Genomic DNA, 23,446 nt, shown 5'->3' with positions numbered 1-23,446 from the left:
ACCGGCGGCCACGGAAGACCGGCGGCTGCGGGAGACCCGCGCCACGGGAGATCGGGAGGCGACATGGCCGGGGCGCTTCGGCTCGGCAGCCGGACCTTCGCGCCGGGCGAGCTGGTGGTGATGGCCATCGTCAACCGCACGCCCGACTCGTTCTTCGACCGGGGGGCGACCTTCGCGCAGGACAGCGCGCTGCGCGCGGTGGAGCGGGCGGTGGCCGAGGGCGCGGAGATCATCGACATCGGCGGGGTCAAGGCCGGCCCCGGCGACGAGGTGGACGTGGCCGAGGAGATCCGCCGCACGGTGGACACGATCGCCACCGTGCGGGCCACCTTCCCGGACGTGGTCATCTCCATCGACACCTGGCGGGCCGAGGTGGCGGTGGAGGCGGTCGCGGCCGGCGCCGACCTGCTCAACGACACCTGGTCGGGGGCGGACCCGGCGCTCGCCCGGGTCGCGGCCGAGACCGGGGCCGGGCTGGTCTGCTCGCACGCGGGCGGGTTGGTGCCGCGCACCCGCCCGCACCGGGCGGCCTTCGCCGACGTGGTGGCCGACGTGGTCGCGACGGTCACCGGCCTCGCCGAGCGCGCGGTCGCCCTGGGGGTACGCCCCGACGGCGTCCTCATCGACCCGGCGCACGACTTCGGCAAGAACACCCGGCACTCCCTGGAGATCACCCGCCGGCTCGACGAGCTCTCCGCCACCGGCTGGCCGCTGCTGGTGGCCCTGTCCAACAAGGACTTCATCGGCGAGACGCTGGACCTGCCCGTGGCCGAGCGGCTGGAGGGGACCCTGGCGGCGACCGCGGTGTCGGCCTGGCTCGGCGCCCAGGTGTTCCGCGCCCACCAGGTGGGGCCCACCCGGCGGGTGCTGGACATGGTGGCGTCGATCCGGGGCGACCGCCCGCCGGCCGTCACCCGGCGCGGCCTGGCCTGACTGTGCGGCTGGCCGGGGCGCGGGCGCTCAGGTCCAGCGGAGGATGTTCTTGCGCCAGGCGTAGAGGACGCCCAGCGCCAGCACGCCCACGAAGACGCCCATCTCGGTGACCGTGACCAGCCCGAACCCGGGCCGGTCGAAGACCACCGCCCACGGGAAGAGGAAGACCGCCTCGACCGCGAACAGCACGTAGAGATACGCGTACACGTAGTAGCGGATCTGCATCTGGGCCCAGTCACCGCCCACCGGGTCGAGGCCGCACTCGTAGCCCGCCCGCTTTCCGGGCGGGTCCGCCGGACGGGCCGGACGCAACACCCGGTTCGCGGCGAACGCCGTGACGAAGAAGAGGGCGGCGGCGAGCAGCAGGAGCCCGAGCGTCGCGTACGAGCCCAGGTAACCGGTCACGGTGGGTCAGCCTACCGGGGCGCTGGCCTCGGTGGCGGCGCTGCCCGGCTGGGCCACGGCGGCGGGCAGTTGTGCGGCGCGTGGACGACGGCGGCCGGCGCGCGGTTCAGCACGCTGATCAGGGTGCGGGTCGACGGCGGCGCCTGGCGGCGGATGCCGCTCGGCGGCGCGGTCCGGGTGAGCGGTGACGTTCGACATCAGCGGGAACGCCAGCGGGCTGGGCGTCCGGCTGGGCGACACCGGCAAGGTCGACGCGGACGGCCGGATCGAGGTGGTCCTGCCCGACGGCGTCACGATCCCGGCCCCGCCGGCCGGCTGTGCCGCGCTGAGCGCACCCGCACCAGGTGCGACGTCGGCGCGGTGCCGGCCGGCGGGGCCGCCCCCTGCGGCTCACGGTCAGCGCGACCGCCGAGGCGCAGCGCGACGCGCCGCTGGCCGGCGCCGTGGTCGGCCGCCTCGATCCGCGCAGCGGGCGGGCCCGGCAGGTGCAGATGAGCTTCCGGATCACGGCGGCGGCCGCGATGGCCACCCCGATCGCGACGCCCGCCCCGGCCGGCTCCCAGGGGGTGCTCGCCGCCGCCGGGACCGGCGGCGGCTCCGGCGGCGGGCTCTCCTCGGTGCAGCGCACCGCGGTCGCCCTGATCGTGATCTCGGTGCTGCTGGTGGTGCTGGCGCTCGCGCTGGCCACCGCTCGCTGCGCCGCCGGCTCGCCGACCGGTGATTCTGATTACGGCGGCCGGGGCAAATAGCCACAAACCATGAGATAAGCGCCCCGAATCTGTTCCCAGTCGGCGGACCACTGGGCAAGTTCGACATCTCATCCGACGTAGGCTCTCGGGTAGCAACCCAGACCGGACCGGACCACCCACGGGCGGTGCGGGGCAGCGCTGTGTCAAGGAGGTCATGTGGCCGGGCAAGGCGAGGTCACCATCATGTTCAGCCGCCCGCGCGACCGCGCCGAGCGAAGCGAGGGGCAGGCGTGACGAAGCAGATCCGTCAACTCGACCGGGTGGTCATCCGGTTCGCCGGCGACTCCGGCGACGGCATGCAGCTGACCGGTGACCGGTTCACCTCGGAGACGGCCCAGCTGGGCAACGACATCTCCACGCTGCCCAACTTCCCCGCCGAGATCCGGGCCCCCGCCGGGACCCTGCCGGGCGTGTCGAGTTTCCAGGTGCACTTCGCCGACTACGACATCCTCACCCCGGGCGACGCGCCGAACGTGCTGGTCGCGATGAACCCGGCCGCGCTCAAGGCCAACCTGGCCGACCTGCCGCGCGGCGCGGACATCATCGTCAACACCGACGAGTTCACCAAGCGCAACCTCGCCAAGGTGGGCTACCAGGCCAGCCCCCTGGACGACGACTCCCTCGCCGGTTACGTGGTGCACCCCGTCGCGCTCACCTCGATGACCGTCGGGGCGCTCGCCGACCAGCAGGTGTCCAAGAAGGACGCCGAGCGGGCCAAGAACATGTTCGCCCTCGGCCTGCTCTCCTGGATGTACTCCCGCCCCTACGAGTCGACCCTGCGCTTCCTGGAGCGCAAGTTCGCCAAGCGCCCCGAGCTCGTCGCGGCGAACATCGCGGCGTTCCGGGCCGGCTGGAACTTCGGCGAGACCACCGACTCCTTCTCGGTCCGATACGAGGTGAAGCCGGCGAAGATGGTGCCGGGCACCTACCGCAACATCACCGGCAACGCGGCGCTCTCCCTCGGCCTGGTGGCCGCGGGCGTCCGCTCCGGCCTGCCGGTGTTCCTCGGTGCCTACCCGATCACCCCGGCGTCGGACATCCTGCACGAGCTGAGCAAGCACAAGCGGTTCGGCGTGGTCACCATGCAGGCCGAGGACGAGATCGCCGCGGTCGGCGCGGCGCTCGGCGCGTCGTACGGCGGGTCGCTCGGCGTCACCACCACCAGCGGCCCCGGCGTGGCGCTCAAGAGCGAGACGATCTCGCTGGCGGTGGCACTGGAGCTGCCGCTGGTCATCGTGGACGTGCAGCGGGCCGGCCCGTCGACGGGCATGCCCACCAAGACCGAGCAGGCCGACCTCAACATGGCCCTGTACGGCCGGCACGGCGAGGCCCCGGTCGCGGTGATCGCCCCGAAGTCCCCGTCGGACTGCTTCCACGCGGCCATCGAGGCGGCCCGGATCGCGCTGACCTACCGCACCCCGGTGCTCCTGCTGTCCGACAACTACGTCGCCAACGGCTCCGAGCCGTGGCTGCTGCCCGACGTGGAGTCCCTGCCCGACCTGCGGGTCGAGTTCGCCACCGCGCCCAACGGCGACGACGGCACCTTCCTGCCCTACCTGCGCGACCCGCAGACCCTGGCCCGGCCGTGGGCCGTCCCGGGCACGCCGGGCCTGGAGCACCGCATCGGCGGCCTGGAGAAGGCCGACAAGACCGGCGACATCTCCTACGACCCGGCGAACCACGACTTCATGGTCCGCACCCGGGCGACCCGGATCGAGACGATCCCGGTGCCGGACGTCGAGGTGGAGGACCCGGACGGCGACGCCCGGGTGCTGGTGCTGGGCTGGGGCTCGACGTACGGCCCGATCGGCGCGGCCTGCCGGGGGCTGCGCCAGCGCGGTCTCTCCGTGGCGCAGGCGCACCTGCGGCACCTGGCCCCGCTGCCCGCCAACCTCGGCGAGGTGCTGCGCTCCTACGACCGGGTGGTCGTCCCCGAGATGAACCTCGGCCAGCTCGCCCAGGTGATCCGGGGCAAATATCTGGTCGACGCCATCGGCTACAACCAGGTCCGCGGCCTGCCGTTCACGGCCGTCGAGCTGGAGACGATGCTGGAAGAGGTCCTGAAGAATGTCTGAGCCCGTCGCCCTCAAGCTCACCGCGAAGGACTTCAAGTCCGACCAGGAGGTGCGCTGGTGCCCCGGCTGCGGTGACTACGCGATCCTCGCCGCCGTGCAGCAGTTCATGCCGGAGCTGAACATCCCCCGGGAGCGGATCGTCTTCGTCTCCGGCATCGGCTGCTCGTCCCGGTTCCCGTACTACATGAACACCTACGGGCTGCACTCGATCCACGGACGCGCCCCGGCGATCGCCACGGGCCTGTCGGTGTCCCGCCCGGACCTGTCCGTGTGGGTCGTCACCGGCGACGGCGACGCGCTGTCGATCGGTGGCAACCACCTCATCCACGCGCTGCGCCGCAACGTCAACCTGAAGATCCTGCTGTTCAACAACCGGATCTACGGTCTGACCAAGGGGCAGTACTCGCCGACGTCCGAGGTCGGCAAGATCACCAAGTCGACGCCAGCCGGTTCGGCCGACGCCCCGTTCAACCCGATCTCGCTGGCCCTCGGCGCGGAGGCGAGCTTCGTCGGCCGCACCATCGACTCCGACCGGAAGCACCTCCAGTCGGTGCTGCGGGCCGCCGCCGAGCACCAGGGCTCGGCGTTCGTGGAGATCTACCAGAACTGCAACATCTTCAACGACGGGGCGTTCGACCAGCTCAAGGAGCCCGCCACCCGGGACGACTTCCTGATCCGGCTGGAGCACGGGCAGCCCATCACCTTCGGCGCCGAGGGCCGGCTCTGCGTGGTGCACCCGCCGGGCGGCTTCGGGCTGGAGGTGCGGGAGACCGCGTCGGTCCGCCCGGAGGAGATCGTCGTGCACGACGCGACGGTCGCCGACCCGGCATACGCGTTCGCGCTGTCCCGGCTGCCCGGGCTCGACCTGAGCAACACCCCCATCGGCGTGTTCCGCTCGGTCGACCGCCCGTCCTACGACAGCGTGGTCCAGGCTCAGGTCGAGGCGGCGAAGGCGCAGGTCACCGAAACCCCGGAGCAGCAGCTCGCCGGCCTGCTGGGCAGCGGCGACACCTGGACGATTCTCTGAGGCGACCCGCGACGCGGCGACCCGCGACGACGGCACAGGGGCCCGGCACCGAAAGGTGCCGGGCCCCTTCGTCTGCGGGCGGAGGGCGGCGGGCGGCGGGCGCGGGCGGCGACGGTCAGCCCGGCGTGCCGGCCGGCTGGGGGCGGTCGTCGCGGACGTGCACGAGCATGTCGCCGGTCTCGATGACGGCGCCGGCCCGCTCGGAGAGCGTGACCACCTTTCCCCGGCGGACCAGCGCGATGACCAGGGTTTCCAGCTCGCGTGGGGAACGGCCGACCTCGCTGCGCTCCGCCGAGCGCATGGCCAGCGCCATGCCCTGACCGGGGGTCAGCAGGTCCTCCACCACGTCGATCAGCGGCGGCGCGGAGGTGGACAGGCCGAGCAGCCGGCCGGCCGTGGCGGAGGAGACGATCACGTGGTGGGCGCCGCTCTGCTTGAGCAGCGGTGCGTTCTCGGCCTCCCGGGCCGCCGCGATGATCCGCACCTGCCCGGCGGTGAGCTGCCGGACGGTGAGCGCCACCAGCACCGACGCGTCGTCGCTGTCGGTCGCGATGATCACCGCCTTGGCGTTGCGCACGTGCGCCTCGTTGAGCACCGAGGAGCGGGTGGCCGACCCCTCGATCGCGACGAGCCCCGCCGAGGTGGCCTGCCGCAGCGCCGCCGGGCTGCGCTCGACCACCACGATCCGGGCCTTGTCGAGGCCGTTCTCCAGCAGCGCCGAGACCGCGCTGCGGCCCTTGGTGCCGTAGCCGCAGATGATGACGTGGTTCTTCACGCTTCTCCTCCACCGCGTCAGACGACGGCCGGTCCGGTACTGCTCGGTCAGGACTTCCAGGGTGGTGCCGACCAGGATGATCAGGAAGAGCACCCGGGCGGGGGTGACGAACAGGACGTTCACCAGCCGGGCGGACGGTGCCGCCGGCGTGATGTCGCCGTACCCCGTGGTGGAGAGGGAGACCACCGCGTAGTAGAAGCAGTCGAGGAGGGTGAGGCCGTCCTCGTTGACGTCGCGGTAGCCGTCGCGGTCGAGGTAGACCGCGGCGACGACGGCGAGGACCAGGCCCAGGGCGGCGGCCAGGCGCAGGCTCAGCGCGCTCAGCGGGCCCCGCCGCTGCGCGGGAAAGTGGATCACCGCGGGACCTGCTCCGCCGCCGTCGCCTGCACGTGCACAACATAGCCGGTACGCGCCGGACCGGCCCGGCAGGTCGGGGAGACACCAGCGGCCGGGAACGGTCGCGCCGCCGGAACTCGTCGGCACCGCCGCCGGCGCGTGCGGGGTCGGTGCGCGGCCCGCCGAACCGGCATGATGGGGGGCGGGAGCGCCCACCACGAGGAGGCCCGGATGTCGTTGCTGCGGCGGGTGATCGGCGGCGTGCTGCGCCGGGTGCGGCAGCGCCAGGGTCGCACCCTGCGCGAGGTGGCCGAGGCGGCGGGGGTGTCCCTGCCCTACCTCTCCGAGGTCGAGCGCGGGCGCAAGGAGGCCAGCTCCGAGGTGCTGGCGGCGATCTGCCGCGCCCTCGGCATTGGCCTGTCGGACCTGCTGGAGGAGGCCCGCGACGACCTACGTCGGGTCGAGCGGCGGGTGCCGGCCGCGCCCCGGGCGGCCCTGGCCCGCCTCGACGCGGTGCCGCCGGTGGGCGGCGAGACCGGCCCGCGCCTGCGCCTCGGGTTCCACGCCGACACCGCCGCGCCGCAGCAGGGCGGGGCGCCGCGGGTGGCGGGCCCGGTGCCGCTGGCCGCCGGCCGGGTGCTCCGGCTCGGCGGCGTCGCCCCGACCGCGGGCGGCCGGCTGTTGCACGTCGGCGGGACGGGGTTCGGCACGCCCGTGGCGTCCGTGGGCGGGGCCGTGGCGCACCTCGGCTCGGCCGCTCACGTCCTGCCGATCCGGCTGTTCGCGTCCGCGCCGCCCGGGCGCCCCGCTGCGCGTACCGCGAGGATGCTGGCCCGGCGGCGGGCCCGGGCGGGCCGACGGCGGCTGACCGCCCGCTAGGCCCGACCGGGTTCTGCCGACGGCGGATCTGCCGCCGGCAGAAACGCTGGGGCCGCGCCCCCGGCCGGGCGGACGCTGGGGGCACCGGTTCCCCTGGGCGTAGTCCGTCGCCCGCCGGCAACGTGGAGGTCGATCGCGATGATCAGGTACGACGTGCGGATGCGGGACGGCGGTCAGCCGTCCTTCGGCGACCAGGTCTTCCAGCGGTTGCTGCGGGAGCGGATCGTCTTCCTCGGCACGGAGGTCACCGACGAGTCGGCCAACCAGATCTGCGCGCAGCTTCTGCTGCTGGCGGCCGAGGACAGCGAGCGGGACATCTACCTCTACATCAACTCGCCGGGCGGCTCGGTCAGCGCCGGGATGGCCGTCTACGACACGATGCGGTACGTCCGCAACGACGTGGCCACCCTCGCGCTCGGCATGGCCGGCTCGATGGGTCAGTTCCTGCTCTGCGCGGGCACCGCCGGCAAGCGGTACGCCCTGCCCCACTCGCGGATCATGATGCACCAGCCGTCGGGCGGGTTCGGCGGCACGGTCGCCGACATCACCATCCAGGCGGAGAACATGCTGCACGTCAAGCGCACCATGCAGGAGTTGATCGCCCGGCACAGCGGGCAACCCCTGGAGCAGATCCAGCAGGACTGGGACCGGGACCGCTGGTTCACCGCCGAGGAGGCCCGCGAGTACGGCCTGATCGACCGGGTGCTCACCCGGGTCGACCAGCTGGCGGCCTGATCCGGGGACGTCAGCCGGCGGCGTCGAAACGGGCGCGGGCGGCCTCGACCTCGCCGAGGTGCGTCGTCGCCCACACCTCCAGCCCGCCCACCAGGTCGAGCAGGCTACGCCCGAGGCCGGTCAGCGCGTAGTCGACCCGGGGCGGGACGGTCGCGTACGCGGTACGGGTGACCAGGCCGTCGCGTTCCAGCCCGCGCAGCGTCTGGGTGAGCATCTTCTGGCTCACCCCCTCGATGCGCCGGGCCAGCTCGCTGAAGCGCTTCTCGCCGCCGGCGAGGGTGAGGACGACGAGCACGCTCCACCGGTCGCCGATCCGGTCGAGGACCTGCCGGCTGCCGCAGTCGCGGGCGAAGGGAGTGGGTTCCATGCGTTCACTCTCCATCAGTTAGTGGCTTACTTCAAGGTGCCTACTCTCCAACGGGAAGTGCCGGCAGAAGCTTCCCGTTGCACCGGACGACGGATCGTCCGACCCGGAGATCGTCCCCGACCAGGGGAATCGTCTCCGACATCGAGAGGGAGCGCACCATGTCCATCGTCGTCACCGGCGCCACCGGCCACCTCGGCCAGCTGATCGTCGCCTCGCTGCTGCGGCGGGGCGTGCCCGCCGGGCAGATCGTGGCGCTCGGCCGGGACACCGGCAAGCTCGCCGACCTCGCCGGGCACGGGGTGACCACCCGGCAGGTCGACTACACGGACCCCGAGTCGCTGCGAACAGCGTTCGCCGGGGCCGACAAGCTGATGTTCGTCTCCGGCAGTGAGATCGGGCAGCGGGTCACCCAGCACCACAACGTCGCCGCCGCCGCCCGCGAGGCCGGCGTCGGGCTGGTCGTCTACACCAGCATCGCCAACGCCGACCGCTCCGGCATGATCCTCGCCGGGGAACACCTCGCCACCGAGCGGGAGATCACCGCGTCGGGCCTGCCGTACGTGATCCTGCGCAACGGCTGGTACCTGGAGAACTACACCGGCCAGCTCCCGACGTACCTCCAGTTCGGGGTGACCGGTGCGGCGGGCGACGGGCGGGTCAGCGCCGCGACCCGCGCGGACTTCGCCGAGGCCGCCGCCGCGGCGCTCACCGGCGCCGCGGAGACCAACCGGGTGTACGAGCTGGGCGGCGCGGCCTTCACCCTGACCGAGCTGGCCGAGGAGGTGTCCCGGCAGACCGGACGCGCCGTCGGGTACACCGACCTGCCGGCGGGGAAGTTCACCGAGGTGCTGGTCTCCGCCGGCCTGCCCGAGGGCTTCGCCGCCGTCCTCGCCGACAGCGACCTGGGCCTGTCCCGGGGCGAGCTGCACGTCGACGGTGACGACCTGGCGAAGCTCATCGGCCGCGAGCCGACCACCCTCGCCGAGGCACTGCGCGCCGCGCTCTGAGCCACACACCGAGCCCCGCCCGCCGTTCGCGGGCGGGGCCACGCGGCTCAGGCGGAGACCCGCTCCACCGGGATCCACAGCTCGGCGTCGGCCCGCGAGCCGTCCGCGGACACCCACGCCCGGAGGATCTCCGGACCCGGACGGCTGCGGTACGGGTTGGCCGGGAACCACTCGGTGAAGACGTCCCGCCAGATGGTCTGGAGGGTCTGCGGGAACTCGCCCGAGCTGGAGAAGACCGCCCAGGTGCCGGCGGGCACCGGTGTGGCGTCCAGGTCCTCCGGCGGGGTGGCACCGGTGACCACGCCGTGCCAGTAGTCCAGCTCGGCGCCCTCCTCCCGGTTGTCCCCCAGCTTGTCGCCGACGTTGACGATGCCCCGCGGCTCCTGGTCGGCGAGGGCCTCGATCCGCTCGATCGTCCCGGCGTCGATGCTCTTGACGAACGCCACGATGGCCGGGTTCATCCCCTCGTGCACGAGCGGGACGCGGGCCCTGCGCCCGACCAGGTGGAAGGCGTCCTTCTCGGTGACGCGGTACTGCATGCTGGTGCTCCCTTCGACGATGAGACGGAAGGACATCCGGGGCTGCGACCGGAGGACGGCGCCGCTGCGCCGGGCTTCTCCAGGGCCGACCCCGTGCACGGCCTGGAACGCCCGGGCGAACGCCTCCCCCGATCCGTACCCGTACCGGACCGCGATGTCGAGCAGCGTCCGCTCGCCCGCGAGCACCTCGGCGGCGGCGACGGTGAGCCGCCGACGCCGCACGTACTCGGACAGCGGGATGCCGGCCAGCGCCGAGAACATCCGCCGGAAGTGGTACTCCGACGTGACCGCGATCCGCGCCAGCTCACCCACCTCGATACGTTGGTCGAGGTGCCGCTCGACGTGCGCCATCGCCTCGTTCAGCCGGTCCAGCACCCGGATCTCCCCTCCCTGCCGCCCACCACGCTAGGAACCACGGGACCACGCGCACCCGACATCCTGTGCCCGACCCGGTGAGACGGATGACCGGGTCCAGACCGGCCCCCTTGGTGAGATTCACTCGCCGTCGCGACTGACGCTCCCCCCGCGCCTGCTGGTACGGTCGCGATGTGATCGTCGAGGAGCACTGGTGGAACGGGGACGCGACCAAACGAGGCCGTCGCGACGTCTACATCCGTACCGATGGTCAGCGCTGGGAAGTTCAGGCGCAGATCGGTGGTGAGCACGGCCGCTCAGAGGTGCTGGAATGCTCCAGCCACAGCTCCGCGAGCATCCTCGCGGGAGCCTGGCGCGGAGGCAGCTCGGGCTGGCGGGAACTGCGGCGCTGAGCGTCGCCCCGGCTGGGGGTCAGGCGGCCGGGCCTGCCTCGCCGGCAGGCACGGCGGCAACGGCAAGCGCTCTTTGCTCTGCCGAGGGGTCGGACGGCGTGACCGGGAAGCAGTGAGCGGACCGAGGGCGGACAAGCTGCCGCACGCGAGCAGCAAGGCCGCGGTGCTGGATGCCAGCCGGGCGGCCGGCACGATCAGCCGGGTGGGCCTGATCAGCGTGACCGGCTTCACCGCACCCACCATCTCCAGCCTCGTCCGCAGGCTCGTCGACGAAGGCCAGGTCGTCGAGACCGGCCACGCCTGGTCGACCGGCGGGAAACGACGGGTCCCGCTCCGGCTCAACCACACGCCCGCGACGACCGTCTCCCGGATCGCAGCCGAGATTCCGACCCTGATCGACAGCGTCGGCGTGGACCGGGCGCGGCTGATCGGGGTGCTGGACAACGACGCCGGCATCGACTACGAGGTCGCCGGCATGCAGGACCTGGTCGACGCCGTACGGGCGACCGGCGCCGGCAACGTCCTGCATCGGTTGCACCGCCTGGACCTGGAAGGCCCACCTGCTCTCCGTGCCCCCGCAACCGCGACAGCACCCCGGCCGATGCGCCCTGCGACGGGCGTACCGGCCGGCGGATCCCCACCGCGTTCCCGTCCAGGGCGCGGCTGCGCCGCTGGTGGCCCGGAGGCCGGTCCCGGCGGCGTGGGCACGCCGCCGGGACCGCAGCCGACCAGGGCGACGACTGACGCCCCAGCGCGACCATGCCGACCAGCCGTCACCCGGATCCGCTAGCCATCCGCACCCGTGCGTGACCGGCGTCGCCAGTCACTGCGGTGTCGGATCCCCCGTGCGGTGAGCGACCGGTCACCGGAGGCCGATGAGTTCGTCCACCGCCGTCCGCAGAACCTGCGCCCCGTCGAGACTCAGGATGGACTCCGGGTGGAACTGAAGGGACATCAGGTTGGGTGCCCGGGTACCGAACACCTCACCCGTGTCGGGATCGACGGCCAGCTTCAGCTCGGGCCAGGTCAGCTCGTTGGCGAACGCGCTGAACGAGTTGTAGAAGGCCACGCGCACCTGCTGTCCGAAGAAGTCGATGGTGCGTTGTCGGCCCTGGTTCGGCCGGGCCAGGCGTCGCACCTCCAGACCCAGCTCGAGACAGAGGATCTGGTGCGACAGGCAGACCGCGAGCACCGGTACCTCCCGGGCTCGCAGCAACTCGGCCGTCAGCTTCCGCGCCGCGACGATCCGGGAGTCCGCCACGTCGCCGGGATCCCCGGGACCCGGGCCGAGCACCACCAGGTCCGCCGTCGCCAGTTCCTGCGGCGAGGGGCTCCCTGTCAGCACCGTCACCTGGAGGCCCAGGGCGGACCGGTGGGCGGCTAACATCCTCGTGAACCGGTCCTCGTGGTCCACGATCAGGACCTGCTTCTGTTCGCGGACGTCCGGCACGACGGAGCTGCTCTGCGTCCAGAAAGCAGACACCTCACGCGATCGACGTTCGAGAACCTCGCTGGCGACCACGTCGATGGGGTCACTCTCGGGGCGGGAGAAGGCGCCGAGGAGTCCAGCGGCCTTCGCCGTGGTTTCGGCCACCTCCTGCTCGGGTTGCGAGTGACGGACGATCGTGGATCCGACCGGCAGGGAGAGCGTCCCGTCGGACTCGATCCGGGCGGTGCGAATCATGATCGCTGAATCGAAGTCGCCGCCCCGGTCGGCCGGAACGTGGGCGATCACGCCACCGAAGTGGCCACGTGTGCTGACGTCCTGCCGAGCGGCCATCCGGAACGCCGAATCCAGGGGGCTTCCGAGCACGGTCGGGGCGACCAGCGAGCGTTGCAGCGCGGCACTCCAGGGCATTCGGGTACGGCCGTGGATGTAGTACTCGGTGTGGGCTAGGCGGGACATCCGCTTGAGGGTGGGACCTTCGACCCAGGGCCGGGACTCACACACCTCCGACATGATCTTCAGCTCCTCGTCGACCACCATGTAGAGCTCGTCACGCTCTTTGGGGTCACTGAGAAACGCCATGAGGGACTCGACGTACGGGCCGCCCGCAGGGTAGCGATAGGTCCCGGATATCGGATTCATGGTGATGGTTCCGCCCGCGCCACGCAGGTGCAGCTCCGGGCTGGCTCCCAGCAGACAGTGCCCGGGAAACTGCACCAGGAAGGTCCAGTAGGCACCCTTCTCGCTGGTGAGCAGGTTCCGGTACGCCGATTCCACGGTGTGCGGCCCGCAGGGTGCCAGCTTGCCCCGGTAGGTCCGATGGAGCACGAAGTTGGACCCGTGACCTTCTCCGATCTCCTGATCGATCACGTTCGACACCATTTTCTGGAAGTCGTCGTCCGTGATGTCGAACCCGCCGTCGGAGATCGTGACCGGGTCGTGCGGAAGGCTCTGCACCAGTTGACCGCGGTCGCACACCGACGACTCGTGGATCCGGATGCCGTGGATGGTCGGGCTCTGCGTCCGCTCCACTGCGGACAGCGGACGCCCGTCGGTCGCGGCCTGCGCGAAGGGAATGGACAGCAGCAGTTCGGTCCCTTCGCTGCTGGCCTCCTCGATCGAGGTGAAGGTCACGTACTCGCCATGAAACCGTGTCGCCTGTTGTCCTTGCACGATCCAGGCAGAGGCCTCGTTACTCCGGCCGTGCATGAGTTGCCCTCCACTCGTCAACCGTCTGAGTAGTGCCGACAACGCGGGCGCAGGTCGTCGCCACGTAACCGAGCGACTGGAGGTGGCGGGGCTCGTCGAAGTCCGCCACCGCGTCACCGACGACGAAAGTCTCGATGTCCCGTGAGTACGAGTCCAGGGCGGTGCCCTGAACTCCGACGTGCGCGTACACGCCGCACACGACCAACTGGTTCCGCCCGGACCTGACCAGGTGGTCGTGCAGATCCGTGCGGGCGAACGCGGAGTACCGCCACTTGGTCAGGACCACGTCCCCCGGCTCGGGTCCGCACTCGGGAAGGATGCTCCGGTCCTCCGTACTCGTCTTCATGCCCGGCCCCCAGAAGTCCCGGAGCAGGCCGCGTTCCGTCTCGCTCATCCGCCCCGGTTGGGCGGTGTAGAAGACGGGGACGGCGTACCGACGGGCTGCCGCCACCAGCTTGGCGACGTTCTCCACGAGCGAGGTGACCGGCTGTTGGCCCGAGGCGAATCGGTCGATGAAGTAGCGCTGCATGTCGTGCACCAGGAGGGCCGACCGTGTCGCATCGGGCCTCCAGCCCGGTACGGCTCGGGGGAACGCCTCCGGATCAGGCATCTCGTAGGCGATCCCCTGTGCCTTCACCCACGTCGTGTTCGTCATTGCCCGCACCCCCGCCTCTCCTGCTCGACCGGTGTCCCGGTACCGCCCCCGGCATGCCCGGACCGCCGCTGCGCCGGGCTGCCGACCGCGCCGTCAGGATCGACGGCACGCATCCTGCCGTACGGTGAGCGGCTCACGACTCCCCGCCGTCCCAGTGAGAGATCACCGCGAGCGCCTGCTCTGTCGTCAGCCGAGGGTCACAGAGCGAGGTGAAGGGCGCCGACGGCGACCGCATCTGGAGATCGTTGTCCAGGCACTCGTTCACCGCGTCGATGGTCGTCTCCAGATGGACCCCGCCGGTGTGGACCGATTCGGCCGCCAGAATCTCCTGAAAACGGACGAATTCGTGGGTTATGCGATCCAGGTACCGAGTCTTGCGGCCGTCGGGGCCGAGGACCGTGTTCCCGTGCATGGGATCCGTGAGCCAGATTGCCGGGTGCCCTTCGTCGCGTACGACCCGCACGAGGCTCGGTAGTCGCTCTATGGCGGCACCCATGCGGGCTATGAGGGTGAGTCGCCCGGGCGTACGGTGGGGGTCGATGCGGTTGGCTAGCTCCCGGATGTGGTCCGTGCTGACGTTCGGCCCCACCTTGCAGGCGACGGGATTGTCGACAGCGGCTGCGAGCGCGACGTGGGCCTGCTCCAGCGAGTTGGTCCGCGCACCGATCCAGACCGTGTGAGCCGAGCCAAGGATGTGGCGCCCGGTTCGGGTGGCCACCAACTGGGGCAGCTCATAGTCCAGGACGAGTGCCTCGTGGCTGCTCCATACCCGGGGGCCGGGGAGTCTTCGGAGTTGCCGCTGGATGCTTCTCGCCGCGGTCATCGCCCACACGAGGCGGGCGGCGTCGTGTTGGCGTAGGGGCCCTTCGGCGCGGGCGTCGTTGACGAGGCAACCACGGTAGGCCGGGAATGCCTCCCCTCCCACGATGTCGAAGGGAGCGCTCCGCGGCTTGGCGTACTGACCGGCGATCCTGCCGATGTGCACCACCGGCAGACCGGTGCGCTCGGTCACGGCCGCGCCCAGTCGATGGAGGGCGGACACCTTCGCCGAGACGACCTCGGTGGTCATGTCGATGAGGGGTTCTGCGCAGTCTCCGGCCTGGACCAGGTGCGCTCCACCGGTCGCGACCTTGGCCAGGGCCTGGCTCAACGCCTCGACCTCCGCCGGCCGCACGAGCGGACTTTCCTCATGGAGAACATTGGCGGCGTTTGCCGCCAATTCCGGGTTGGCCCAGTTAGGCTGTTGCTCAGCGGGCAAAGCTCGCAAATGTTGTTCGAGAGCGCGGCTGGAGGCGGCAGCCCTCGCAAGCGTACTTTCCATAAGTCCTCCCCCTTGTCATCGATCATCTGGTCTTGCTGCTGTGCGGACAGCCGAAGGTCCTTCACGGACCCCGCTTCCGGACCAGAGGCACCCACCTTCGGCCCGCTGGGTCAGATCACGAGATCACTCGCCCACCGACAGGGGCTCCGAGGTGACGACTCGGGCCCTGCGGGCAGCGAGACACAGTCGTGTCGACCCGTCATACGTGGCGGCGGGGACTGAGACGTGAAGATGCCTTGGGGCGGGTGAAGGCGACTGTCGGCGCATCGGCAACGAGGCTCTGCGCGGCGCCGATCGGACACGTTGCGACGGCGGTGCCCTCGCAGACGGCACCGGGGCACCGCCGCGGGCGAGGCCGACGGGACTCCACGTCAGCCTCGTGCCAGCACCGGTGGCAGGTGTCACCATGCCGGGCGCGACCCTCCCCCTGCAGACGATGCTCTCGCGGCGGACCCGGTGACCGAACCTGCCCCAGGCCGGACCGGCCGGGACCGTCCCCGGTACCGGCCGGCCGCTCCAGGTGGCCGGGGCCCGTGCTCCACCCCGGACGCTCGGACCGCGGAAGGTGCCTTCCGTGTCGGTGCCGGTCGGCGACGAAGCCGAGCACAACCCGGCGGTCGGCACGGACCCAGCCAGCAGGTCCACGATCTTCCCGTCAGACATGACTACTGGTCCCCTCGGATCGGATCGGCTACCACACCGGCAATGAGCAGCTACACCCGATGGGTGGGGACCTCCGCGTGGTCGACAGCGCACGAAGAGATCGGGTCGACGACATCCGAGCCATCAAGCAGCGTCCTGCAGCCCGGGAGCCGCAGGACGCCGGCCAACCGCGTCAGGGGCGTCGGCGACCCGATGACTGGTCGTAGGGTGCGGGTCCTGCCTTATCGGCTTCGGGTGTGCTCGGTCTGGGCACCCTCATCGGTCACCCCGTGCACGGACTCCTTCGGGATCCACCGGATCGCCAGAAGTCCCAGCGCCAGGCAGAGCACACTCGCGGTGACCGCGACGATGTGGTATCCGGTCAGGTAGGCCCCCTTGGCCTGGTCGATCACGGCCTGACCCAGATCCGGCACGGCGAGTACCTCGTTGAGGGTTCCCTGTGGGCCTGGGTTCTGAAGGCGGAAGACGAAGGTGGCGAGGGAACCCAGGATCGCGATCCCCAGAGCGTTGCCGATCTCGTTGCTGGTCTCCGCGATCGCGCCCGCCGACCCGGCCCGCTCCTCGGGGACCGCGCCCACCGCCGTCTCGGCGACGAGGCTGAAGGAGATGCCGTAGCCCACCCCCGCCACGATGGTCGAGGCGACGAACCATGCCGCCCCGCCGGTGACGGTGGTCGGGACGAGCAGCAACAGCCCTCCCGCCATCGACAGGTGGCACAGGATCAACGACGCCCGCTTACCGATCCGTTCGACCAGGTGCGGTGTGACGATGCAGGTGGTCGTGAGCACGGCGGCGCCAGGGAGCGTCAACAGAGCCGCATGCAGCACCGAGTACTCGAGGACGGATTGCAGGTAGACGGCGCTCAGGTAGGCGGTTGCCGACCATGCGACCAGGGAGAGCAACCCCGTGATGATGGCGACGGTGAAGACTCTCTCTCGGAAGAGCTTGACCTCCAGCAGCGGCTGGCTGAGGGCTCGCTGGCGCCAGATGAACCACACCAGGATGCCGACACCCACGAGCACCGCGAGCACGGCCTGGATCGAGAGTCCGTAGGCCGCGAGATGCTTGACGCCGTAGACGAACAACAGCAGACCGCCGGCGGAGAGGGCGACGCTGGGGATGTCGACCCGCCCCGGACGGCTGGCCCGGACCTCCCGCAGGAGGATGGGGGCGAACACGGTGAACAGGACGACGACGGGGAGGTTGATGAGGAAGACCGACCCCCACCAGAAGAAGCTCAGTAGCTGCCCGCCCACGATCGGGCCGATGGCGAAGCCCGCTGCGAAGGTCGCGGCGAAGATTCCGATCGCCCTGGCCCGTTGGCGGGCGTCGGCGAACAGTTCGCTGATGACGGCCAGGCCGGAGGGGAGCAGAGTGGCGCCACCGAGGCCCATGAGTGCCCGGAACACGATGAGGAACTCGGCGTTGGGCGCGAAGGCGGCACCTGCCGAGCCCGCTCCGAACACGAGGGCCCCGATCACCAGAAGCCGGAGACGCCCGTAACGATCGCCGAAGTTCCCGAAGGCAATCAGCAGTGACCCGACGATGAAGCCGTATATGTCCAGGATCCAGAGCGACTGGTCCGGCGTCGGCTGCAGTGCAGCTGTAATCCGCGGCATCGCCAAGAACAGGACTGATCCGTCCATGGCGACCAGAAGGACTGGTCCAAGAACAATGAGCAGCCCGAACCAGGCCCGACGGTCGGCTGGCTGCGAGGTGCGCTGTTGATTCATCCCGCGATCGTCATCCGAATCTGACCCGACAACCAGCCCCGGCGAAGGGTACACACAACAGGTATACGCCAGTCGCTCCGGCTGTAGCGAGATTGTGCTATAGTGCGTCGGCTCTTTCGCGGGATCTCGCTTCCACCCTGTTCCGCGCAGCCCTCCGGCGACGATCTTGGCTATTCGTCCGCCACCCTACTGCCAGCGGTTCACTTGATGGATGCTGGTCGCCCCCGGAGTCCGCGACACCGCTCCCCGAGACAGGCAGCCGGCCGAATGTTCGTGTAGTTGCGGCCACCGGCCGGTACCACACCAAACCAGCCCGTCGCTGGCGAACGACGAGTCCTTGTCGGAATTGACATTTCGCCGACGCGCCCGCACGGTCAGCCGATCCCGGGTTCTCGACGCGGCGCGAGTACGGGCACGGCGGCACAGGGGGCCCTCCACGCCACGCACCGTCTCGACGTAGCCAACGGTCAGGGCCGAGGTTAACGACCGGTCGGCCACCACGGCGGCAGCTTCGACATCGACGATGTTGCACCAGACTCCACTCGTCGACGTCACTGCCGAAACGCGCAACTGCCGATCCGGTCGCCCCTCGGCGATCACCTTCCAGTGAACAACCGTGACCAGAGTCAGGGTATCCATGAGAGGGATAGGAACACGGGACCTGGCCCACCTAGCATTGCTCACATGACACCTGAGAGCCTCGGCACGTTCCTCAGGACTCGACGGAGCCGGGTGACGCCCGAGCTCGTCGACCTCAGCTCCACGCTCACCACCCGCCGGGTCCCTGGCCTACGCCGGGAGGAACTCGCCCAGCTCGCGGGGGTCAGCGTCGGCTACTACACGAGGCTGGAACAGGGGCAGGCAGGCACCGCCTCGCAGCAGGTCCTGAACGCCCTTGCCCGGGTGCTCCGACTCGACGCCGCCGAAAGCGCCCACCTGCACAACCTGGCCCGTCAACCGACCACCCCGAAGATCACCCGGCCGGCACCCGAACAACTGGACTCCCGGGTTCTGGCGCTCTTGAAATCACTCAGGGAAACGATTCCGGCGATCATACTCGGCCGTCGCGGGGATGTCCTGGCGTGGAACCACTCCGGGCACGAACTGGTTGCTGAGCACCTGGACTTCGACGCTCCGCAGGACATCCACAACCGCCCGTCGATCCCACGCCTCTTTTTCCTCGACTCGCTCACCCGCGACCTGTATCAAAACTGGGATGAGCTCGCCCGAATCCACGTCGCCTACCTACGGCTGACCTCCGGGCGCTATCCCACCGACGGGCGCCTGGCCGAACTGATCGGCGAGCTCACCATCCGCAGCAACGAATTCGCCACGATGTGGGCCACCGGTGACGTCGCCGATTGCACCGTGGGAACGCTGGATCTCCACCACCCCACCCTTGGTGCGGTCAACGTCGATTACCAAGTCTGGGTGCAGCCGGAGTCACCCGACCACCGACTTGAGATCTACACTCCGAACGACGTCGAATCCCAGGATGCCCTGCGCCTGTTGCCGAGCGGATTCACCGCCGCGCGCTCCGCCGGCCAGCTCAGGACAAACGCCTGAGAATCCCACTGCTTTCCTAATCGAGCTACGGTTGGAGTATAGCCGTGCGCCTTGCGGAGACAATGGCAACTGCCTTGCAGAAATTCGGCGATCGGCCAGCACTGGCCGAACGCAGCAGGGAAATTCATTTCGACATCGAGAAGAAGATATTCTCCGTACGTCCGCTTCCCCGCTACGAAACCATCAGTTACCAGCAACTGTGGGAACGCGTACAGGCGACGGCGGCTCAGCTCTCGGGCCATTCCTCCAGGCCCGTCGCACCCGGAGACAGAGCCGCGATCCTGGGATTCGCGAGCTGTGACTACGTCACGGTCGACCTGGCATGCAACTATCTCGGCGTGGTGGTCGTCCCGCTCCAGACGAGCGCTTCCACGGAGCAGCTCGCCAGCATCCTGGACGAAACTGAACCCACGATCCTCATCGTGAGTTCCGAGCACCTCCGCGAGGCGACGCAGCTCGCGGAGCGGACCCTGTCGGTCGCCCGGGTCATGGTCTTCGACTACCGCCAGAGCGTCACCGAACACGCCGAGGCGTTCACGCAGGCCGCGGAACGGTTGGCGACCACCCGGGGTGTCCCGGTCGAGCCGCTGGACGACCGTTCCGGTCGCACCGTGGGGGAGATCCCCCCGCACGGCTCCCCGGACGAGAAGCTCGCCATGCTCATGTACACCTCGGGTAGCACCGGAACCCCGAAGGGTGCGATGTACACCGAGCGGCTCGTCAGTGAAATGTGGGGAGGTGCCGGCTGGTCGGAGTTCTTCGCCGAGGACCAGGCGGTGACGACCCTGCACTACGTGCCGATGAGCCATGTGGCGGGCCATTCGTCAGTGAAGGGGACGCTGGCCCGTGGGGGAGTCAGCTACTTCAGCGCCAGCAGTGACTTGTCGACCTTCCTAGACGACATCAGGCTCACGCGACCGACCGAGATGTCGTTCGTGCCCCGGGTGTGCGAGCTGATCTACCAGCACTACCAGGCCAGGCTGCACCGCGTCAGGCCCGGAATGGACCCTGAGGCACACGAGTCAGCGGTGCTGTCGGAGATCCGCAACGAGACCCTCGGCGGACGGATCGCGTGGGCCAGTTGCACCTCCGCCCCGGTCTCCCAGGAGATGAAGGCGTTCATCGAGAAGCTGCTCGGCATCGAGCTGCACATCCTCTACGGCACGACCGAGATCGGCGGTGTCCTCGCCGACGGGAGATTCCTCCGCCCCCCGGTGATCGATTACCGACTGGTCGATGTCCCCGAACTCGGGTACTACCGGACGGACTCACCGCACCCCAGGGGCGAGCTGCTGGTGAAGAGCGAGTCGACCGTGCCCGGTTACTACCGGCAGCCGGAACTCACCCAGGCAGCCTTCGACCAGCAAGGTTACTACCGGACCGGGGACATCGCCGCCGAGATCGCCCCGGGGAACCTGACGATCATCGATCGCAAGAACGCGGTCGTCAAACTCTCCCAGGGCGAGTTCGTAGCTCTCCCCTCCCTCGAATCGGTGTACACCGCCGGTAGTCCGCTCGTGCATCAGATGTTCCTCTACTCGAACAGCGAGAAATCGTTCCTCGTCGGGGTAGTCGTGCCGACCGAGGATGCTCGCGAGCGGTACGGGATCACCAGCCCTCACCTGGAGCAGGCGATACTGGACTCCCTCCGGGAGGTGGCGGCGAAGGAGCACCTGAAGTCGTACGAGATCCCCAAGGGGATCGTGGCGGAGGACGTTCCCTTCAGCATCGAGAACGGCCTCCTCTCCGATCACCGGAAACTACTTCGACCACAGGCCGCGAAGCGATACTCTGCTGCGCTGGAGGAGCTCTACCGGTCGATCACCGAAAGCAGTGACAGGTTGCTGCGCGACGTCCGGGAGACCGGCGGCGACCGACCTGTTCTCGAGACCCTTCTACGGGCGGTCGGTGTCGTCGTCGGGGACGCCTCGGCGAGCCATGATCCGCGGTCGAGGTTCCGCGACCTGGGAGGTGACTCGCTCAGCGCCGTCGCCCTCGCCGACCTGCTCCAGGAGATCTACCAAGTCCGGGTGCCTGTCGACGTCATCATCAGCCCCTCCTACGCCCTGGGCAGGATCGCCCGCTACATCTCCGACAAGCGCGCCGACGACCGTCACCGTCCGAGCGTGGTATCGGTCCACGGGAGCCACCGTACGGAGGTCCGCGCCGCCGATCTCACACTCGCCAAATTCTTCGACACTGAGTCCCTGGAGCCGGCGGCCCTTTCCGGTCAGGTTGAACCCCGCACCGTCCTGCTGACCGGGGCGAGCGGATACCTCGGCCGTTTCCTCTGCCTGGAGTGGCTTGAGCGACTCGCGGCTCGCAACGGAAAGCTGATCTGCCTGGTACGGGGAGAGGACGCCGAGGCCGCCACGGCCAGACTGCGCGACTCGCTCAGCAGTGACCCTCTCCTCCGTCACCATTTCGATCAACTCGCCACCCAGCACCTGGAGGTGCTCGCGGGCGACATCGCCGAGCAGCAGCTCGGGCTCTCCGACGCGGTCTGGAGTCGGCTCGGTGCCGAGGTCGACCTGATCGTCCATGTCGGTGCCCTGGTGAACCACGTCCTGCCCTACGCTGCCATGTTCGAGTCGAACGTGGTCGGGACGGCCGAGCTGATCAGACTTGCGCTCACCACCAGGACCAAGGGCTTCACGTACCTGTCCAGCGTCGCCGTGGCCACCGCCGATCCGTCCGGGACCCCCGTCGACGAGGCCTCGGACATCAGAACAAGACTCCCTCAGCTTCCCGTCGAGGGGAAGTACGCGGCCGGTTACGCCGCCAGCAAATGGGCTGGGGAGGTTCTCCTCCGTGAAGCCCACGAGAAGTACCACCTGCCGGTCACCGTGTTCAGATCAAGCATGATCCTGGCGCACAGCGTCTACCGCGGCCAGTTGAATGCTCCCGACGTCTTCTCGAGGCTGCTGCACGGAATCGTCCGGACCAGGACCGCGCCCGCATCCTTCTACCAGGGCGATCCCGCCGCGGCGCACTACGACGGCCTACCGGTCGACTTCACCGCCAGGACGATCGGCGCACTCGGTCAGAACGAGGAAGTCGGGTTCCGGACCTTCAACCTGGTGAACCCCAACGAGGACGGCATCTCCCTGGACCGCTTCGTCGATTGGTTGATCGACCGGGGGTACGCGATCGAACGCATAGCGAGCTATCAGGACTGGCGTCAGCGATTCGAGCACGCACTGCGGACTCTGCCGGAACACGAGCGCAGGCATTCCGCGCTGCCGCTCGTACACGCCTTCAACGATCCCGAACCCTCGCTCAAGGGCTCGCCTGTCCCCTCCGACCTGTTCCAAGAGGCGGTCCGGGCTGCATCGCTCGACGGGGTCGGTGCGGTGCCGAGCCTCTCGGCTGACCTGATCGAGAAGTACGTTCATGATCTGGAGTTCATCTACGGCTTCACCGCTTTCCGGGTGACAACGGAGTAGCGGGCTGCGGTACACCGCCGGGTGGCACCGACGGTGTGCCACCGCCGCACCCCGGCCCAGCGGGCAGGGCATCCGGTACGCCGGCCGGCTCCACCCAGCGGATGCGTTCACCCCGCCGGCTTCCGGGCGGATGTGCGCGATCCGCTGCCCGTACTGCTTCCGTGGGTGAAGCCGCACCGGTTCGACCTGCGCCGCATGTCCTGCCGGTGGTGCATCTCGACGCTGGCGCTTCCTGGTCGGGATGGTGACCTGTGCCTCTGATCGACCCGCGCATGGTCGGCCGCACCTATTCGGGTAGGGCGGGCAAGACCTACCGGCCGTCGATGCTGGTCACGCTGACCCTCGGCTCACACGGACCCGTCCACTCCCACCTACGCCGGGGCGCCTACGTCGCCCCGTGCGAGTGCGGGCAGCGACACGGCCCACATGACGATGTCCTCGGCGCCCCCGTCGATCCCGCCGGCTACGACTACCGGCGGCGGGCTGCGCTGGATGCGATCCACTTCGCCCGGGTCCTGGACCGGTGGTGGCAGAAAGTCCGCCGCGCTGCCGGCTGGAACGTCCAATACGCGGGCGCGGTGGAGCTGCAACGTCGGCGCGCCCCACACGCGCACTTCGCCATCCCGGGCACGCTTCCGCGCCGGCTGCTCAAGCAGATTGTGGCGGCCACCTACCACCAGGTGTGGTGGCCACGCTTCGATGAGCTGGTCTACCCGGTGTTGCCCGGCATTCTTGATGAGGATGTAGCCGTCATCGGCGGTGCGGCTGTAGGGGTATGAAGATGCCCCGCCGGCGGGTTGTCGGCGGGGCGT

22 protein-coding genes are annotated in these 23,446 nt (G+C 69.8%); 12 read left to right on the top strand and 10 right to left on the bottom strand.

The genetic code is table 11. The features are described 5' to 3' along the window. The first annotated feature begins 63 nt into the window (after positions 1–63). Positions 64–933, top strand: coding sequence for a dihydropteroate synthase (folP, locus tag ACFT41_RS10635; RefSeq protein ID WP_377582724.1), 870 nt, complete (start codon positions 64–66; stop codon positions 931–933). A 27-nt stretch (positions 934–960) separates the two neighbouring features. On the opposite strand, the gene ACFT41_RS10630 is transcribed toward folP, so the two are convergent. Together ACFT41_RS10630 and ACFT41_RS10625 are read right to left on the bottom strand one after the other, a co-directional pair. Then, positions 961–1,338 carry an NADH-quinone oxidoreductase subunit A gene (locus tag ACFT41_RS10630; protein WP_377582726.1) on the bottom strand — a complete coding sequence of 126 codons (378 nt, stop codon included), beginning with the start codon at positions 1,336–1,338 and terminating at the stop codon, positions 961–963. Between the two features lie 6 nt (positions 1,339–1,344). Further along, on the bottom strand, positions 1,345–1,578 hold the full coding sequence (locus ACFT41_RS10625) for a hypothetical protein (protein WP_377613797.1): 234 nt from the start codon (positions 1,576–1,578) through the stop codon (positions 1,345–1,347). Positions 1,579–1,682: 104 nt separating this feature from the next. Here ACFT41_RS10625 and ACFT41_RS10620 point away from each other — a divergent pair, with 104 nt between their 5' ends. The 3 genes from ACFT41_RS10620 (at position 1,683) to ACFT41_RS10610 (ending at position 5,189) form a co-directional block, all read left to right on the top strand. After that, on the top strand, positions 1,683–2,087 hold the full coding sequence (locus tag ACFT41_RS10620) for a hypothetical protein (protein WP_377582728.1): 405 nt from the start codon (positions 1,683–1,685) through the stop codon (positions 2,085–2,087). A 230-nt stretch (positions 2,088–2,317) separates the two neighbouring features. After that, positions 2,318–4,162 (top strand): 2-oxoacid:acceptor oxidoreductase subunit alpha, encoded by a 1,845-nt coding sequence (locus tag ACFT41_RS10615; RefSeq protein ID WP_377582730.1) that lies wholly within the window; start codon positions 2,318–2,320, stop codon positions 4,160–4,162. Beyond that, positions 4,155–5,189 carry a 2-oxoacid:ferredoxin oxidoreductase subunit beta gene (locus ACFT41_RS10610; protein WP_377582732.1) on the top strand — a complete coding sequence of 345 codons (1,035 nt, stop codon included), beginning with the start codon at positions 4,155–4,157 and terminating at the stop codon, positions 5,187–5,189. The genes ACFT41_RS10615 and ACFT41_RS10610 overlap by 8 nt, the downstream gene beginning before the upstream one ends. A 115-nt stretch (positions 5,190–5,304) precedes the next feature. Here the strand turns inward: ACFT41_RS10610 and ACFT41_RS10605 are convergent, their stop codons facing one another. Beyond that, positions 5,305–6,321 (bottom strand): potassium channel family protein, encoded by a 1,017-nt coding sequence (locus tag ACFT41_RS10605; RefSeq protein ID WP_377589108.1) that lies wholly within the window; start codon positions 6,319–6,321, stop codon positions 5,305–5,307. A gap of 210 nt (positions 6,322–6,531) precedes the next feature. Here ACFT41_RS10605 and ACFT41_RS10600 point away from each other — a divergent pair, with 210 nt between their 5' ends. Beyond that, positions 6,532–7,179 (top strand): helix-turn-helix domain-containing protein, encoded by a 648-nt coding sequence (locus tag ACFT41_RS10600; protein WP_377589110.1) that lies wholly within the window; start codon positions 6,532–6,534, stop codon positions 7,177–7,179. A gap of 138 nt (positions 7,180–7,317) precedes the next feature. Then, entirely contained in the window at positions 7,318–7,914 is a 597-nt protein-coding gene (locus tag ACFT41_RS10595; RefSeq protein WP_377589111.1) for a ClpP family protease, read from the top strand. Between the two features lie 10 nt (positions 7,915–7,924). Here the strand turns inward: ACFT41_RS10595 and ACFT41_RS10590 are convergent, their stop codons facing one another. Then, a complete protein-coding gene (locus ACFT41_RS10590) occupies positions 7,925–8,281 on the bottom strand; it encodes a winged helix-turn-helix transcriptional regulator (protein ID WP_377589112.1) in 357 nt (118 codons plus the stop codon). A gap of 158 nt (positions 8,282–8,439) precedes the next feature. On the opposite strand from ACFT41_RS10590, the gene ACFT41_RS10585 reads away from it, so the two are divergent. Further along, positions 8,440–9,288 (top strand): SDR family oxidoreductase, encoded by an 849-nt coding sequence (locus ACFT41_RS10585; RefSeq protein WP_377589113.1) that lies wholly within the window; start codon positions 8,440–8,442, stop codon positions 9,286–9,288. A gap of 47 nt (positions 9,289–9,335) precedes the next feature. On the opposite strand, the gene ACFT41_RS10580 is transcribed toward ACFT41_RS10585, so the two are convergent. Beyond that, positions 9,336–10,202, bottom strand: coding sequence for a helix-turn-helix domain-containing protein (locus ACFT41_RS10580; RefSeq protein WP_377589114.1), 867 nt, complete (start codon positions 10,200–10,202; stop codon positions 9,336–9,338). Between the two features lie 173 nt (positions 10,203–10,375). Between ACFT41_RS10580 and ACFT41_RS10575 the strand changes: the two genes are divergently transcribed. Next, entirely contained in the window at positions 10,376–10,594 is a 219-nt protein-coding gene (locus ACFT41_RS10575) for a hypothetical protein (RefSeq protein ID WP_377589115.1), read from the top strand. A 112-nt stretch (positions 10,595–10,706) separates the two neighbouring features. Next, positions 10,707–11,384 (top strand): hypothetical protein, encoded by a 678-nt coding sequence (locus ACFT41_RS10570; protein WP_377589116.1) that lies wholly within the window; start codon positions 10,707–10,709, stop codon positions 11,382–11,384. Positions 11,385–11,456: 72 nt separating this feature from the next. Here the strand turns inward: ACFT41_RS10570 and ACFT41_RS10565 are convergent, their stop codons facing one another. From ACFT41_RS10565 to ACFT41_RS10545, 5 genes are all read right to left on the bottom strand, one after another. Then, complete coding sequence (locus ACFT41_RS10565) at positions 11,457–13,271, bottom strand: anthranilate synthase family protein (protein ID WP_377613796.1); 1,815 nt, start codon at positions 13,269–13,271, stop codon at positions 11,457–11,459. Beyond that, the gene (locus ACFT41_RS10560) at positions 13,234–13,905 is read right to left on the bottom strand and encodes an isochorismatase family protein (RefSeq protein ID WP_377589118.1); all 672 of its coding nucleotides are present in this window, start codon (positions 13,903–13,905) and stop codon (positions 13,234–13,236) included. The genes ACFT41_RS10565 and ACFT41_RS10560 overlap by 38 nt, the downstream gene beginning before the upstream one ends. Before the next feature lie 133 nt (positions 13,906–14,038). Then, positions 14,039–15,226, bottom strand: coding sequence for a 3-deoxy-7-phosphoheptulonate synthase (locus ACFT41_RS10555; protein ID WP_377589119.1), 1,188 nt, complete (start codon positions 15,224–15,226; stop codon positions 14,039–14,041). An 884-nt stretch (positions 15,227–16,110) separates the two neighbouring features. Then, positions 16,111–17,622: an MFS transporter gene (locus tag ACFT41_RS10550; RefSeq protein ID WP_377589120.1), complete on the bottom strand. Its 1,512-nt coding sequence runs from the start codon at positions 17,620–17,622 to the stop codon at positions 16,111–16,113. A gap of 186 nt (positions 17,623–17,808) precedes the next feature. Then, the gene (locus ACFT41_RS10545; RefSeq protein WP_377589121.1) at positions 17,809–18,261 is read right to left on the bottom strand and encodes a hypothetical protein; all 453 of its coding nucleotides are present in this window, start codon (positions 18,259–18,261) and stop codon (positions 17,809–17,811) included. A 45-nt stretch (positions 18,262–18,306) separates the two neighbouring features. Between ACFT41_RS10545 and ACFT41_RS10540 the strand changes: the two genes are divergently transcribed. The 3 genes from ACFT41_RS10540 to ACFT41_RS10530 all read left to right on the top strand — a co-directional run bounded on the left by ACFT41_RS10540 (position 18,307) and on the right by ACFT41_RS10530 (position 23,413). Then, positions 18,307–19,188: a helix-turn-helix transcriptional regulator gene (locus tag ACFT41_RS10540; RefSeq protein WP_377589123.1), complete on the top strand. Its 882-nt coding sequence runs from the start codon at positions 18,307–18,309 to the stop codon at positions 19,186–19,188. 44 nt (positions 19,189–19,232) lie between these two features. Beyond that, entirely contained in the window at positions 19,233–22,634 is a 3,402-nt protein-coding gene (gene car / locus ACFT41_RS10535; RefSeq protein WP_377589125.1) for a carboxylic acid reductase, read from the top strand. Positions 22,635–22,885: 251 nt separating this feature from the next. Beyond that, positions 22,886–23,413 (top strand): replication initiator, encoded by a 528-nt coding sequence (locus tag ACFT41_RS10530; protein ID WP_377613795.1) that lies wholly within the window; start codon positions 22,886–22,888, stop codon positions 23,411–23,413. Positions 23,414–23,446: the final 33 nt, after the last annotated feature.

This window comes from Micromonospora sp. NPDC057141 (genome assembly GCF_042670805.1).
Classification (GTDB): Bacteria; Actinomycetota; Actinomycetes; order Mycobacteriales; family Micromonosporaceae; genus Micromonospora.
This window is presented reverse-complemented; position numbering and strand designations above follow the sequence as displayed.